Source organism: Streptomyces cavernae (genome assembly GCF_004023625.1).
Classification (GTDB): Bacteria; Actinomycetota; Actinomycetes; order Streptomycetales; family Streptomycetaceae; genus Streptomyces; species Streptomyces cavernae.
The window spans coordinates 60284-75436 of sequence record NZ_ML137708.1 but is presented as its reverse complement, the minus strand read 5'-3'; the positions used below and the strand labels follow the sequence as shown (position 1 = coordinate 75436).

At 71.3% G+C, this 15153-nt stretch carries 13 protein-coding genes; 8 read left to right on the top strand and 5 right to left on the bottom strand.

Annotated features, from left to right (window positions below):
• The first annotated feature begins 84 nt into the window (after positions 1-84).
• The 5 genes from EF387_RS00365 (at position 85) to EF387_RS00345 (ending at position 4517) form a co-directional block, all read left to right on the top strand.
• Positions 85-573, top strand: coding sequence for a hypothetical protein (locus EF387_RS00365; protein ID WP_238431294.1), 489 nt, complete (start codon positions 85-87; stop codon positions 571-573).
• A gap of 42 nt (positions 574-615) precedes the next feature.
• Positions 616-1788 (top strand): damage-control phosphatase ARMT1 family protein, encoded by a 1173-nt coding sequence (locus EF387_RS00360; RefSeq protein ID WP_128374420.1) that lies wholly within the window; start codon positions 616-618, stop codon positions 1786-1788.
• Positions 1789-1824: 36 nt separating this feature from the next.
• Positions 1825-2583, top strand: a complete 759-nt coding sequence (locus EF387_RS00355) for an SDR family NAD(P)-dependent oxidoreductase (RefSeq protein ID WP_128374419.1) — start codon at positions 1825-1827, stop codon at positions 2581-2583.
• Positions 2584-2735: 152 nt separating this feature from the next.
• The gene (locus tag EF387_RS00350; protein ID WP_128374418.1) at positions 2736-3398 is read left to right on the top strand and encodes a nucleoside/nucleotide kinase family protein; all 663 of its coding nucleotides are present in this window, start codon (positions 2736-2738) and stop codon (positions 3396-3398) included.
• A gap of 147 nt (positions 3399-3545) precedes the next feature.
• Positions 3546-4517: an NAD(P)-dependent alcohol dehydrogenase gene (locus tag EF387_RS00345; protein ID WP_128374417.1), complete on the top strand. Its 972-nt coding sequence runs from the start codon at positions 3546-3548 to the stop codon at positions 4515-4517.
• A gap of 13 nt (positions 4518-4530) precedes the next feature.
• Here EF387_RS00345 and EF387_RS00340 read toward each other — a convergent pair whose 3' ends face one another.
• The 3 genes from EF387_RS00340 to EF387_RS00330 are packed head-to-tail and all read right to left on the bottom strand — an operon-like array spanning position 4531 to position 8002.
• The gene (locus EF387_RS00340) at positions 4531-4881 is read right to left on the bottom strand and encodes a UBP-type zinc finger domain-containing protein (RefSeq protein ID WP_128374416.1); all 351 of its coding nucleotides are present in this window, start codon (positions 4879-4881) and stop codon (positions 4531-4533) included.
• The gene (locus EF387_RS00335) at positions 4878-6329 is read right to left on the bottom strand and encodes an ATP-binding protein (protein WP_128374415.1); all 1452 of its coding nucleotides are present in this window, start codon (positions 6327-6329) and stop codon (positions 4878-4880) included. The genes EF387_RS00340 and EF387_RS00335 overlap by 4 nt, the downstream gene beginning before the upstream one ends.
• Positions 6326-8002, bottom strand: a complete 1677-nt coding sequence (locus EF387_RS00330; RefSeq protein ID WP_128374414.1) for an NAD(P)/FAD-dependent oxidoreductase — start codon at positions 8000-8002, stop codon at positions 6326-6328. Before EF387_RS00330 ends, EF387_RS00335 begins: the two co-directional genes overlap by 4 nt.
• A gap of 407 nt (positions 8003-8409) precedes the next feature.
• Here EF387_RS00330 and EF387_RS00325 point away from each other — a divergent pair, with 407 nt between their 5' ends.
• A complete protein-coding gene (locus EF387_RS00325) occupies positions 8410-9282 on the top strand; it encodes a universal stress protein (protein WP_128374413.1) in 873 nt (290 codons plus the stop codon).
• A 4-nt stretch (positions 9283-9286) separates the two neighbouring features.
• On the opposite strand, the gene EF387_RS00320 is transcribed toward EF387_RS00325, so the two are convergent.
• Both EF387_RS00320 and EF387_RS00315 read right to left on the bottom strand, forming a co-directional pair.
• Positions 9287-10594: a DUF4032 domain-containing protein gene (locus tag EF387_RS00320; RefSeq protein WP_128374412.1), complete on the bottom strand. Its 1308-nt coding sequence runs from the start codon at positions 10592-10594 to the stop codon at positions 9287-9289.
• 26 nt (positions 10595-10620) lie between these two features.
• On the bottom strand, positions 10621-11784 hold the full coding sequence (locus EF387_RS00315) for an MFS transporter (protein WP_128374698.1): 1164 nt from the start codon (positions 11782-11784) through the stop codon (positions 10621-10623).
• Positions 11785-12139: 355 nt separating this feature from the next.
• Between EF387_RS00315 and EF387_RS00310 the strand changes: the two genes are divergently transcribed.
• Together EF387_RS00310 and EF387_RS00305 are read left to right on the top strand one after the other, a co-directional pair.
• A complete protein-coding gene (locus tag EF387_RS00310; protein WP_128374411.1) occupies positions 12140-13126 on the top strand; it encodes a DUF5937 family protein in 987 nt (328 codons plus the stop codon).
• A 376-nt stretch (positions 13127-13502) separates the two neighbouring features.
• Complete coding sequence (locus EF387_RS00305; protein ID WP_128374697.1) at positions 13503-15056, top strand: M28 family metallopeptidase; 1554 nt, start codon at positions 13503-13505, stop codon at positions 15054-15056.
• The last annotated feature ends 97 nt before the right edge of the window (positions 15057-15153 follow it).

The window sequence follows — 15153 nt, the reverse complement described above, 5'->3', positions numbered from 1 at the left end:
GCACCGCCCCCAACGTCCTGCTCACCTCGCACATGGCGGCGTGCAAACGTCATCGGCGCGGCGGTCCTGTACCCGCAGCAACTGGTGCCCGAGGGCAACTCGATGATCACCACGCTGTCCCGCGTCTACACCGACACCATGGGCCCATGGGCCGAGTACCTGTTCCTCGCAGGAGCCATCACGGTCCTCTACTCCACCCTCATCGGCTCCACCGCGAGCGTGCCGCGGCTGTGGACCAACACGCTCGGCCTGCTCGGCGTCGTCGACTGGCGCGACGCACGCGTCCGGCGGCGCACCATCCGGATCCTCACCTGCTGTCTGCCGCCGCTGTGGGCCGGTTCCTTCCTCTTCGTACAGTCGCCCGTGCTGATGGTGCAGATCGGCGGGATCGGCGGCGGGATCTTCCTGCTGGCCGTTGTGGTCGCGGTCTGGCGCCTGCGGTCCACGGACGTCGAGCGCCGCTTCCGCGGCAGCCCCTGGCTCACGGTGGCGCTGCTGCTCAGCAGCGCGGCGATCGTGTTCCTCGGGATCTACGGAGTGCTGGACGTGCTGGGGCTGAGCCTCCCCGAGTGAGCGGTACGGTGATCCTCCGGCCATCCGGAGGGACAGTTGAGCATGCCCGAAGCAGTCGAAGCGCCCGTCGTCCTGAGCGACCGGCCGGGGTCCTTCCCCCGGTCGGTGCTGGCCGAGAGGCATCCGGCGCTGATCAGGAAGGTGCGTGACGCCTTCCCATACGGCCCCGAACAGCACCAGGAGCTGGACGCACTGCTGCGGTCGAGCACCGAGGGCGTGATCGAACCCCTCGGCGCGGAAGCCCACGACCACGCGCGGTGGCAGGAGTGGGGGCACGAGTACTTCGGCCGGTCCTGGTTCGACGTGCCGTTCCTGTGGGCGGAGAGCTACTTCTACCGCCGGCTCCTCGAAGCGGTCGGCTACTTCGCGGCGGGCCCCTGGCAGGGCGTCGACCCGTTCCGCCCCTTCAAACAGGCCGAGTTGACAACCGACGAGGCCCGGCAGGAGGCCCGCGCCCTCGACGCCCTCGCCGAGAAACCCGTCGACGAGCAGCGCCGGGCCCTGCTGCACGGTTCCCTCTGGGGCAACCGGGCGGACCTCGGCTTCCAGATCCAGACGGGTGGCGCGACGAGCGGGGACGACACCCCGCTGGTCGTGGACGACTCGGAGGCGCTGTGGTCGCTGATGCCCGCCGGCAATACGGGCACGGTGTGCCTGGTCGCCGACAACGCCGGGCGGGAACTCCTGCCCGACCTGCTCCTCATCGACCACCTCCTGCGGCACCGCCACGCCGACCGTGTCGTCCTGGAGCTGAAGCCGTACCCGTACTACGTCTCCGACGCCATGACCGCCGACGTCCTCGACTGTCTGCGCTTCCTGCGCGCGGCGGACGGCGTCGCCGGCGAGACAGGCGCCCGCCTGTGGTCGCTGATCGGCGCCGGACGGCTGGTGCTGCGCGCCCATCCGTTCTGCTGCGCACCGCTGCCGTACGCCGACATGCCCGGCGATCTCCGCCGGGAGTTCGCGGGGGCCGACCTCACCCTCTTCAAGGGCGACCTCAACTACCGCCGCCTGGTGGGCGACCGGCTCTGGCCGCCGACCACCCCGTTCACCGACGTCACCGCGTACTTCCCCGGCCCTGTGGCGGCACTGCGCACCCTGAAGTCGGAGGTGATCGTGGGGCTCGACGCGACGACCGAGACCGCACTGACCACCGCGCACGGCGAGCGCTGGCGGACGAGCGGGACACACGCACTCGTCCAGGCTCGCAAGTGACCGCCCTCGGCAGGTCCGATCACTAGGATCCCTGCCATGCCCACAGCCCTTGTCACCGGAGCGACAGCGGGAATCGGCGCGGCCTTCGCGCGGCGCCTCGCCGCGGACGGCTTCGACCTGGTCCTGCTCGCCCGCGACACCGGCCGCCTCCAGGAGGCCGCCGAGAGGTACCGGGCCGTGCACCGCAGGACGGTCGAGGTCCTCACCGCGGACCTGGCCGCGGAGGACGGCCTCGCCACCGCGGAGAGGCGGGCCGCGCAGGGCATCGACCTGCTCGTCAACAACGCCGGCTTCGGACAGCGCGCGGGCTTCCTGCACAGCGATCTGCCCGGCGAACTGGCGATGCTGCGGGTGCACTGCGAGGCGGTGCTGCGCCTCACCCGGGCCGCGCTGCCCGGCATGGTGGAACGCGGACGCGGGGGAGTGGTGAACGTGGCCTCGGTCGCGGCGTTCTTCCCGCGCGGCACCTACAGCGCCTCCAAGGCGTGGGTGGTCACCTTCAGCGAGAGCGTCCGGCAGGAGATCGCCGGCAGCGGCGCCCATGTGATGGCACTCTGCCCCGGATGGGTCCGCACCGAGTTCCACGAGCGCTCCGACATGGACGTCTCGGGCATCCCCGGATCCATGTGGCTGGACGCCAACGAACTCGTCGACACCGCGATCCGCGACTTCCGCCGGGGTGTCCCGGTGAGCATCCCCGACGCCCGTTACAAGGCGCTGGCGGGCCTGGGCCGTGTACTGCCCCGCCGCCTGGTGGCCCGCCTCTCCGCGGAGACCGGCAGCCGCCATCGGTGAGTCGGCACCTGTTCAGCCGATGCGGGCACCTCTTCAGCGGACGCCGGACGTCTTCAGCCGACGCCAACGCCGACGCCTCGGAGCCGACGCCGACCTGTAGGCGGGCCGACGGCCGTGGTGGACACTTTCCCCATGAACTCCGAGGCTGCCCCATGAACTCCGAGGCCTTCGACGACCTCGTGAAACGCGCCACCGCGCTGGTACGGCCGGGCCGGCGCGCCCTGCTGGGCATCGCCGGCAGCCCGGGCGCCGGCAAGACGACGCTCGCCGAAGGCCTCGTACGGGCCCTGAACGGCGACGGACCGCGCTGGGCCGTGCACGTCCCGATGGACGGCTTCCACCTCGCCGACGTGGAACTGGACCGGCTGGGCCGCCGTGACCGCAAGGGCGCCCCCGACACCTTCGACGCCGCAGGCTACGCCGCGCTGCTGCGCCGGCTGCGCGAGGAGCGGGACGGGACCGTGTACGCGCCCGGGTTCGAGCGGACCCTGGAGCAACCGATCGCGGGCACCATCCCGGTGCCGCCCGAGGCCCGGCTGGTCGTCACCGAGGGGAACTACCTCCTGCTGACGGACGAACCGTGGGACCGGGTCCGCCCGCAGCTCGACGCGGTGTGGTTCTGCGAGACCGACGAGGACGAGCGCATCCGCCGGCTGATCACCCGCCACGAACAGTTCGGCAAGGACCACGACACCGCGGTCACCTGGGTCCTCGGCACCGACCAGCGCAACGCCGACCTGGTGGCCGCCACCCGAGACCGCGCCGACCTCGTCGTCCGCGTCGACGCCCTCCACATCCCGTGCGACGCGGCGTAGTCGCGGGGCGGCACCCGTCGAGCCGAATGTCCGGAAAGCGCCGACATCAGTGAGGACGAGGAAGGGGGCACCATCCATTCCGCTGGGCAAGCGCGGGACCTGGCGGGATGCTGAGTGCGCAGGCTCACCCAACGGGAGGATTTCGCCTTGAAAGCCATAGTGCAGGACGTCTACGGCTCCGCGGACGTCCTGGAAATGCGGGACATCGACCGCCCTTCGCCCGGTGACGGTGAAGTGCTCGTGCGGGTGCACGCCGTGGGCGTGGGGCCGGACGTCTGGCATCTGATGACCGGACTGCCTTATCCGGCTCGCCTCGTCTTCGGGCTGCGGAGGCCCAGGAACCCGGTCCCGGGCTGGGACGCCGCCGGACGCGTGGAAGCGGTGGGCGCGAACGTGACCGACTTCAAGCCCGGCGACGAGATCTACGGTCAATGCTCCGGCTCCATGGCGGAATATGCGCTCGCCAAGGCCAAAAGGATTGCCCCCAAGCCCGGCAACCTCACCTTCGAACAGGCCGCAGCCGTTCCCGTCTCCGGTACCACGGCCCTCCAGGCACTGCACACCAAGGCGCGTCTGCGGCCGGGCCAGGGGGTCCTCGTCATCGGCGCCTCCGGCGGAGTCGGCAGCTTCGCCGTCCAGCTCGCCACTGCTCACGGCGCCGAGGTCACCGGTGTCTGTGGGCCGACCGCGGCGGACTTCGTCCGCTCTCTCGGCGCCACCGACGTCATCGACTACACCCGCGAGGAGATCACCGACCGCGCCCACCGCTACGACGTCGTCGTCGACGCCGCGGGCAACCGCCCCTTGTCGCTGATCCGCAGAGTGCTCGCCCCGAAGGGCACCTTTGTCCACGTCGGAGGTGAGGGCGGAAGCCAGTGGTCCTCCGGCATCGGGCGGCATCTCAAGTTGGCGCTGCTCTCCTCGTTCCTGGGCCAGAACTTCCGCGGCCTGCTCGCGATCATCCGCCGGGAGGACCTGCTGACCCTCAAAGAACGCCTGGAGAAGGGTGAGATCGTCCCCGCCGTCGACAGCACCTACCCGCTGGCCCAGGCACCCGCCGCCGTCCGTCACCTGGCGAAGGGGCACCCCCGGGGAAAGGTCGTCGTAACCGTTCCCTGAAGGTGATAACCCGTCAGTTCAGCAACTTCATCCAGTCCGCCGGCACCCGCCCGGCCGGTCCCGGCGCCGGCTGGTCGGCCGGGCGGCTGCGCGGCGGTGCGAGGTCCGGCCCCGACTCGTACATCTCCGACGTCTCGTAGTTCCAGAACCAGTTCTCGCCGGGCTCGAAGCTCTGCACGAACGCATGCCCGCTCGTCTTCGCGTGGGCGGTGGCGTGTTGTGCGGGGGAGGAGTCGCAGCAGCCGATGTGCCCGCACTGGGCGCACCGCCGCAGATGGAACCACCATCCGCCGACGGCGTCGCACTCGACGCATCCCGTGCCGCTCGGCGCGGCGGCGGGGTCTATTCCGGCGGGCAGGGTCATGACGGCTCCTCAAGTCGTTCGGTCTGGTCCGGGGCGGTCAGCGGCAGCCGTACGTGGAACCGGGTGTCGCCCGGCACGGACTGCACCTGCAGGCTCCCGTGGTGTTTGTTGACGACGATCCGCCAGGAGATGTCCAGACCCAGCCCCGTGCCCTCGCCCACCGGCTTGGTGGTGAAGAACGGGTCGAAGATACGGCCCTGGATCTCCGGGTCGACCCCGGGCCCGGTGTCGCGGAACTCGACGAGCAACTGGTCCCGGTCGAGCACGGTGCGCACGGTCAGCGTGCCCTCGCCCGCCATCGCGGAGACCGCGTTGTCGATGAGGTTCGTCCATACCTGGTTCAACTCGCCCGGATACGCGGGGATCCTCGGCAGCGTCCGGTCGTAGTCCTTCACGACCTTCACGCCGGAGCCGATCTTCCCGGAGAGCATCAGCAGGGTGCTGTCCAGCAGTTCGTGGACATCGGCGTGCCGGAACGGCGCGCGGTCGAGTTGCGAGTACTGCTTGGCGGCGTCCACCAACTGGGAGATCCGAGTGGTGGAGTCCTCGATCTCGTTCATCAACAGCTCGGTCTCAACGGTGTAGTTGAGCCACCGTACGGCGCCTTCGAGGGTCTGCTCGTCCACGGCCGCCGCCACCCGGTCCAGCCAGTCCGTGTCCAGACCCGCCTGCACGAACGTGGGCGCGAGCTGCCAGCCACCCTCGATGCCGTGGTCGTCGAACCAGTCGCTGAGCGCGTCCTCCCGGTCGGCGGCCTGAAGCGGGCTGAGCGGCGTGGCCTTGGCGACCTGCTCGGCGGTCCGCTCCTGGATCTCCACCAGCACCTCCAGGGTGTCCCGGCGGTACGGGCCCGCCGCGATCGCGCCCAGCTTGTGCCGCATCCCGGCCACCCGTTCCCGGAGCGCCGAGGTGGCCCGAACGGCGGCGGCGGCCGGGTTGTTGAGTTCGTGCGTCAGCCCCGCGGAGAGGGAACCCAGCGCCAGCAGCCGCTCCCGCTGGCCCACGGCCCGCTGGGTGTTCTGGGTGCCGAAGAACAGACCCTCCAGCAGATGCACCGCCATCGGGAACCAGTCCCGCATGATCGCGGAGAACGTCTCGGCGGGCAGGACGAAGAACCGCGACGGCTCGGTGACCCGCACCGAACCCTTGTACTGCGCCCGCTCAGGCTCGGCGAGATAGGCCTGCATGGCCCCCACGTACGCGCCCCGGTGGGAGGTGCGGTTGGTCTCCACGTCGTCGCCGCCGACCCGCCGGGACATCACCAGCGTGCCTTCGAGGAGGACGAAGAAGCAGGTGGCCGGATCGCCCTCCCGGTAGACGTAGCCGGGCTCGAACAACTCCACCCGGCCTTCGCGGCACAACCGCTCCAACTGCTCGGCGTCCAGCTTCTCGAACAGGAAGAGCGTGCTGAGCTCCGCCACGTCGCAGGGCATCGGCTGCCCGCTCATGACTGCTCCAGATAACGGTGGACGAGCATCACGGCCATCGCTCCCTCCCCGACGGCGGAGGCGACCCGCTTGGCGGACTCGGCCCGCGCGTCGCCCGCCACGAACACCCCCGGCACATTGGTCTCCAGGTGGTACGGCGGCCGGTCCAGCTCCCAGCCCTTCGGCGGCCGGCCGTCGACGGTCATGTCCGGACCGGTCAGGATGAACCCGCGCTCGTCCCGGAGCACGCTGCCCTCCAGCCAGTCGGTGAGCGGTGCCGCGCCGATGAACACGAACATCCACTGCGCGTCGACGAGTTCGGTGTGACCGGTCGTCACGTCGCGCAGTGTGAGCTGCTCCAGGTGGTCCGTGCCGTGTGCGGCCTCGACGACCGTGGCGGTGCGCACCGTGATGTTGGGCGACTGCTCGATCTGCTGGATCAGATAGTGCGACATCGACGCGGACAGCGAGTCCCCGCGGACGAGGATGGTGACCGACTTCGCGCCGCGGGCCAGGAACATCGCGGCCTGCCCTGCGGAGTTGGCGCCGCCGACGATGTACACGTCCTGCCCCTGGCAGGCCGGGGCCTCGGTCAGCGCCGAACCGTAGAAGACCCCGCACCCGGTCAGCTCCCGCAGCCCCGGCGCGTCGAGCTGCCGGTACGACACACCGGTCGCGAGGATCACGCTGTGCGCGGCCACGCCGGAGCCGTCCGAGAAGCGGACGGTGCGCGAGGCGCCGTTCACCTCGAGTGCCGTCACCTCACGCGTGGTCAGGATCTCGGCGCCGAACTTCGTCGCCTGCCGCCGGGCCCGGTCGGTGAGCTGGGCACCCGAGACGCCGTCGGGGAAGCCGAGGTAGTTCTCGATCCGCGAGCTCTGCCCGGCCTGCCCACCGGTGGCGGAACGCTCCACCAGCACGGTCCGCAGCCCTTCGGACGCGCCGTAGACGGCCGCGCCGAGCCCGGCGGGGCCTCCGCCGATGACGACGAGGTCGTAGAACTCCTCGGTCGGCGTCGTCGCCAGGCCCACCCGCGCGGCGAGCTGGCTGTCCTCGGGCTCCACCAGCGGGGTCCCGTCCGGGGTGATCACCAGCGGGAGCCGCTCCCCGTCCTGCCCGGCGGCCGCCAGCAGCCGCCCGCCCTCCGGGTCGTCGGAGGAGTACCAGCGGTACGGCACCTGGTTACGGGCCAGGAACTCCCGCACGTCCGAGGAGCGCGCGGAGAAGCGGTGTCCGACGACCTTGGTGACCGCGACCGGCCGGTAGTCGGTGGTCCGCCAGGCGTCCAGCAGGTCGTCCAGGACCGGGTACAGCTTCTCCTCCGGCGGGTCCCAGGGCTTGAGGAGGTAGTGGTCGAGGTCGATGACGTTGATCGCGTCGATCGCCGCGTTGGTGTCCGCGTACGCGGTCAGCAGCACCCGCCGCGCGCCCGGGTACACGTCGATCGCCTGCTCGAGGAACTCGATGCCGTTCATCTGCGGCATCCGGTAGTCGGCCAGGATCACCGCGACCTGGTCACCGCGGAGCTTCAGCTCCCGCAGGGCGTCCAGGGCGGCCTCCCCGGACTCCGCCCGGACGATGCGGTGAGACGCGCCGTAGCGCCGTCTGAGGTCCCGGGCGACGGCGCGCGACACCCCGGGGTCGTCGTCCACGGTCAGGATGACGGTCCGTGCCTGACCTTCCGGCTGTGCCATGCGTCTCCCCACCCGAGCTGTTCGGCCCGCGCCCCCCGGACCGTGTGCCGGCCCCTGTGCTCACCGGGCGCGGCGGACCGGCGAACGCTGACCATCGTATGTGCGGCCGCCCCGCTTCGCCGGGTTCGTGCACGCACGGGCAGATGTCCGTGCCCGGACGGTCAAGGCGCCGCGGGACGGTCAGAGGCGCCGCGCCCCGAGCACGCAGAACTCGTTGCCCGCGGGATCTCGCAGCACGAGCCGGTTCTTCACCGACTTGGCCTCCGGCACGGCCCGAACAGCAGATGTCGTCCAAGGACCTTTGGCCGCCCGAGCGGGCAGGTGCTGGGTAGCGTGGGACTGCGCCGGAGCGTGACACAACGACCGGCGAGTGAGCCGTAGGTAAGCAGAAAAGGGGAGGCAACCAAATGACCCGCCCGATCACCGTGGGAGTGGATGGATCGCCGGAGAGCAGGGCCGCGGTGGCGTGGGCAGGGCGTGAGGCGGTCCGCCGTGGTCTGCCCCTGCGCATCGTCCACGCGTACGAGTGGCGGCCCGCCGACCTTCCCGTCGGAGACGACCGGGACGCCCAGCGCGAGTGGGCCCGGGAAGCGGTGGGGGAGGCCGCCCGCACCGTCGGCGAACGGCACCCCGGACTGACCGTGACCACCGACGTGCTGGAGACGGACGCCGTCCCCACCCTGATCGCGGAGGCCGCCGGCGCCGAACTGCTGGTGCTCGGCTCACGCGGTCACGGCGCGATCGTCGGCTTCCTGCTCGGCTCCGTCGGTCAGCAGGTGATCGCAGACGCCGTCCGGCCCGTCGTGGTCGTCCGCGCCGAGGACCGCCCCGAGTCCGAGGCGGCCGGCCGTGAGATCGTCGTGGGCCAGCAGGGCACGCCGGACGACAGCGCCCCGGCCCTGCGCTTCGCCTTCGAGACGGCCGCGGCACGCGGCGCGGGCCTGACGGCCGTACGCGCCTGGAGCCTGCCCCCGCTGTACGCCTACAGCCCCGGCTCGCTCAAGCTCCTGGACGAGGCAGGGGGCCTGGAACCCTACGAGAAGAAGGCTCTTGCCGACGCCCTGGAACCCTGGCGCGAGCGGTTCCCCGATGTGCCGGTGACCGAGCACGTCGAGATGGGCAGCGCCGGCCAGGTGCTGCTGTCAGTGGCGGGCCGGGCCCAGTTGATGGTGGTCGGGCGCCGTGTGCACCGCTCGGCGGTGGGCGCCCGGATCGGCTCGGTCGCGCACGCGGTCATGCATCACGCGCACTGCCCGGTGGCGGTGGTTCCGCACTCGTGACGCGTTACCCGGCGTCCTCCCCGCTCCCGGCGTCCGCGGCGCCCGAGGTGCCTGAGGTGCCCGAGGTGCCCGACGTGCCGTCGAACGGCACCGTTTCCCTGGCCTCCGGGAGCTTGGGCAGGATGTTCATGACGTAGTCCTCGACGACGACGTCCCACCCGATGTCGTGCTGCGCGCGCTCGGCCAGGTACCAGCGGTGCTCCAGCAGCTCGTGATAGAGCTCCGCCGGGTCCATCGAGCCGCGCAGCTCTCTCGGCACCTTCCGTACGGTCGGCCGGAACACATCGCGCACCCAGCGGTGGGCCAGCACCTCCGGGCGGGCGGCCAGGGGGTCGCCGGGCGCGTAGTCCTCCTGGGTGGCCATCCAGCTCTCCAGGTCGTTGAGCAGCCGCCGCGCCTGGTTCTCCTCGGTGTCCAGCCCCGTCAGCCGCAGCAACTGCCGCTGGTGGTGGCCCGCGTCGACGACCTTGGGCACGAAGGTGACGGAGTCGCCGTTCGGGGAGTGCTGGATCTGCATCTCGGCGACGTCGAAACCGAGGTCGTTCAGACGGCGGATACGGCGGTCGATGTAGTGGTGCTTGCCCGCCGGATACACGGAGGTGCGGGTCAGTTCCTCCCACAGGGTGTGGTACCGCCCGCAGATCTCGGTGCCGAACTCGATCGGGTCCACCGAAGGGTGGAGGGCGCCGGACGCTTCCAGGTCGAGCAGTTCACCGCTGATGTTGACGCGCGCGAGGTCGAGGTCGTAGTCGCGCTGCCCGTCGCTGAGCCGCTCGTGCAGATCGCCTGTCTCGGCGTCCACGAGGTACGCGGCGTACGCGCCCGCGTCCCGCCGGAAGAGCGTGTTGGACAGCGAGCAGTCGCCCCAGGCGAACCCCGCCAGGTGCAGCCGGACCAGCAGGACGGCGAGCGCGTCCATGAGCCGGTGCATGGTGGCGGGCCGCATCGTCGTCTCGAACATCGACCGGTAGGGCATGGAACCGCCCAGATGACGCGTGATCAGTACCGGTTCGAGCGGGTCGCCGTCGCGGCCGGTGCGGCCGGTGACCACGGCGAGAGCGTCCACGGCCGGGATGTTCAGCCGGTCCAGGTCGCGCAGCAGGGCGAACTCCCGCACCGCGGGCCGCTCGGCCAGCTCCTTGACCGCGATCACCTCGTCCCCGGCCCGCGCGTAGCGCACGACGTGCCGGGAGATGCCGCGCGGCAACGGCACCAGAAGGTGCTCCGGCCACTCCTCCAGCGGTACGTCCCACGGCAGGTCCAGCAGGAGCGCGGGATGCTCCGGGTTGGTGGCGTTGATCTGCAGTGCCATTGCTCGCCTCGGTCGCCTCGGTCGTCTCAGGTTGATCGTTCACCCTCAGCAGCATCTCCGCACCCGGGCACCGGTTTCGTCAACAGGCCGGGCGTGGGCGAGCACGTGAACACCGCCAGTGCACCCACCGTCAGCAGTCCGCCGACGAGGAACGTGCCGCGCACGTCCACCACCGGCAACAGCGCGCCGCCCAGCAGCGAGCCCGCCGCGACGCCCACGTTGAAGGCCGCCGAGTTCGCCGCCAGCGCCACCTCGGTGCGGCCCGGCGCCACCCGCAGCACCTGGCTCTGCGACGCCATGAAGACCGGCCCCACCACCGCCCCCAGCAGCATCAGCATGACGATCACGACGACCTTGCTGCCGGCTCCCGCGTACAGCCCGAGCAGCGCCACCGCCTGAAGCGCCACCGGAACGCTCAGCGTGGCCCGCGGGAAGCGGTCGAGCAGGGGCCCGGTCGCACTCACCCCGGCGATGCCCGCCGCCCCGAACACCAGCAGCAGCGTGCTCACCGAGCCCTCGGCGAAGCCGCTCACCTCCTCGAGGAAGACCGCGACGTAGGTGAAACCGGCGAAGACACCGGTCACCGACAGGGCGGTGGTGGCGATGACGGCGGCGAACCTGCGGGCATCGGGCGTCTCCCCGTACGCGGCGTACCCCTGCTCCGGGCGCGAGGTCGGCAGCAGTACCGCGATGAGCAGGAGCGATACGAGGCCCAGGGCGCCGAGGACCAGGAACGGCGTCCGCCAGCCGTCGTGCCCGCCCAGCCAGGTTCCGGCCGGCACCCCCAGCACGGTGGCCAGCGACCCTCCGACCGACAGCAGCCCGATCACCCGGCCCCGTCGGTCGGGCGGGAACAGCCCCACCGCCACCGGCCCCATCACCGCCCAGAACACCGCCTGAGCCACCGCCGTCGACACCCGCGCCCCCAGCAGTGACCCGTAGGACACCACCCCGAGCGACGGCAGCCAGCTGGCGACCACCAGCAGCCCCAGCAGAGCCGACAGCAGATACCGGCGGGGAACGGCCCGGGTGACGTGCGCCAGCGGTAACGAGACCACGGCGACTGTCAGGCCGTACCCCGTGACCAGCAGTCCCGCCGCGGCGACCGACACCCCCAGGTCGGCCGAGATCAGTTTGAGCAGGCCGACCGGCAGGTTCTCGACGGTGTTGAAGGTGAACGCGGCCAGCATCAGCGCCCCGACGACGGCCGCTCTGCGCCCCGCGCCGAGCCGTACGGTTTCCGCGGCTGTCCCCACTGTTGTGTGCCTTTCATCGAGCGGCCGGGGTGACCTGGCGGTCGGGTGGCCGGGTGGCCGAGCGGCCGGTGGCCGGGTGGCCGGGTGGTGACCGAGCGGCCGGTGGGCGGGTGGCCGGGTGGCCGGTGACCGAGCGGCCGGGTGACCAAGCGACCGGTGGCCGGGCGATCCGTGAGGTGGCCAGCCTGCGCAGCCGTCGCACGACCCTCTACTCTTTCGGCTGGAGCCGAATCATCCGGCCGCGGCAGCGCACTTGGGCCGATGCCCGGCTCAACTCCCGGAGGACACCGTGCCGTTGACCTTCCGCCTGGGTACGGAGGATCTGTCCCGGTGCCGGTTCGCCGTCTCCCCGCTGTGTCACACCCACGAGGCCCTGCGGATGCTGCGCCGACGCGGACGGCACGGCTACCACCGGCCCTGGCTGCGGCGGACCCGGGACGCCGTCGCCGGATTCGACCTGCGCGAACTATGGCTGTTCATCCCGACCGGGAGCGGCTATACCCCCGACTTCCTGGGCGCCCCGCCAGAGGTGCCCTACCCCTCCTTCCAGGAGGAGCTCGAGCGGATGCGCGCCACCGATCCGGCCCTGGCGCACGAGGAGATGTCCCGCTCGCTGGCGTGCACACCAGGTGCCGTCGACTCCCCGCTCGGCCGCGCCGCCCTGGACGATCCGGCCGGTGCGGTACGGCGGCTCGCCGATCTCACCGAACGGGTCTGGCGGACGCTGCTCGCACCCGACTGGCCCCGGCACCGTGCCCTCCTCGATGCCGATATCGCCCACCGCACCCGCCAGTTGGCGGACGGCGGACTCGAAGCGCTGCTGAGCGGTCTGCACCCGGGCATCGGCTGGGCGGACGACACCCTCACCCTGCGGACGTACCCGGACCACGAGGACGCCCAGCGGGCCGACGGGCGCGGGGTGTTGCTGCTGCCGAGCGTCTTCGTCTGGCCGGACGTGGTGAGCGGCTTCGCCCGGCCCTGGCAGCCCACGGTCATCTACCCCGCGCACGGGATGGGCGGCCTGCGGCCCGCTGCCCCCTCCGATGCCCTCGCCCGGCTGCTGGGCCGCCACCGCGCCGCGATCCTCACCGCCCTCGACGCTCCTGCCGCCACCACGGCCCTGGCCCTTCGTCAGGGTCTGGCCCCCTCCTCGGTGTCGGCCCACCTGTCCACGCTCCGCGACGCGGGCCTGCTGACCTCACACCGCCAGGGCCACCAGGTCCTGTACGCGAGGACCGCCCTGGGGGACGCCGTGGTGAGGGGAGGCCGGGCCTGAAGCGGCTCGGCCCCGGCCTCGGCGGCAGGCTCCGGGCCGGTCGGGCCGGAGGGGACGCCCGCGCCCTCGGGGCGCTCACCCGGCCGGACTGCCAACGATCATCGCCCGTCCGAACTGCCTCACGACCATCGCCAGGCCGAACTGGCAACGACCGGCCGGACGGAGTCCGCTGTGGCCCCCGCGCCGAGCGCGCCGCCTGTGGCGTCGGCACGCAGTGGTCCACGGCGTCTACGCGCATTGAGCCGATGGTGTGAAAGACGGCGCAACTTGATGTGTACCTGTTCACATGCGCGTCGGAGATCGCTAACTTCCCCTCTACCTCGTTCACGCTCGTTTCACAGGAAGGACCCCTGTGCGCGTTCTGCCTCGAAGAGCAGTGGCCGGTCTGGCCGCCGTAACCCTGGCCACCCCACTGCTGCTCGCTGCGGCCCCGTCCGCCATGGCCGCCCGGAACCAGGGCCAGGGTCACCACCACGACCCGGCGAAGAACGCGGCCAAACTGGCCGCGAAACTGGTGAAGTCCTCGGACGGGAAGGAGGCCCGCAGCCATCTGAAGAAGCTGCAGGCCATAGCGGACGCCAACGGCGGTACGCGCGCCGCGGGCACGCCCGGCCACGACGCCTCGGCCGAGTACGTCTACAAACTCATGAAGAAGGCCGGGTACAAGGTCTCGTACCAGACCTTCGAGTTCACCTACATCGAGACGCTGGCCGAGAAGCTCTCGGTGGTGTCCCCGGCGCCGCGCGAGGTCGACATCATCGCGATGTCGTACACGACCAGCACCCCCGTGGGCGGTATCACCGCGCCCCTGGCCGCCGTACCTGCCGGCACGGACACCACGCCCGGCTGTGAGGCCGCCGACTACGCCGCCGGAACCTTCACCGGCAGGATCGCGCTGGTCAAGCGAGGCGGCTGCCCCTTCGCCGCCAAACAGGCCGCGGCCGCCGACGCGGGCGCCGTCGGCGCGATCATCTACAACAACACCGGCGGCGCCCTCAACGGCACCCTCGGCGACCCGACGGCCGGCCGCATCCCGACCGGCGGCGTCACCCAGGCCGAAGGCGAGGCGCTCGCGGCCCAGGCGGCGGCCGGCGAGGTCAAGGTCTCCTTCGAGATCCGCCAGTTCAACGAGAAACGCGAGACCGACAACGTCATCGCGGAGACCAGGGGCGGCGACCCCGCGAACACCGTGATGCTCGGCGCGCACCTCGACTCCGTCACCGCGGGCCCCGGCATCAACGACAACGGCTCCGGCTCGGCGGGACTGCTCGAAGTCGCCCTGGAACTCGCCGAGGAGCAGCGCAACAAGCCCGCCGACAAGGTGCGGTTCGCCTGGTGGTCGGCGGAGGAACTGGGGCTGCTCGGCTCCGAGGACTACGTGGCGAAGCTGACGGACGCACAGAAGGCACAGATCAAGCTCTATCTGAACTTCGACATGATCGCCTCGCCGAACTACGGCCTGTTCGTTTACGACGGCGACGACTCCGACGGGGTCGGCGCGGGTCCCGGCCCGCAGGGCTCGGCCCAACTGGAGCGGGACATCACCGACTTCATGGACCGCAAGGGCATCCCGCACGAGGGCACCGACTTCACCGGACGCTCCGACTACGGCCCGTTCATCGAGGTCGGCATCCCCTCCGGCGGCACCTTCACCGGCGCCGAGGGTGTCAAGACCGACGCTCAGGCGGCGAAGTTCGGCGGCACGGCGGGAGTCGCGTACGACTCCTGCTACCACGAGGCCTGCGACAACATCGACAACATCGACATGAAGGCCTTCGACGTCAACATCGACGTCATCGCCAACGCGGTGGGCACCTACGCCCACGACCTGAGCTCGCTCACCAAGCCGGTCACGACGGTCCCGACGGACGGTGACGCGGGCAGCGGCGGCGGTCTGCACGACGGCCACGACCACGAGGTCACCGAGTAGTAGTCCTCCGGTCACCGAGGTTCTCCTCCGCAGGCGCCGGACCCGCATCACGCGGGCCCGGCGCCCGCGGTCTCCCCGCGCTCGGGAAGGGGAAGGC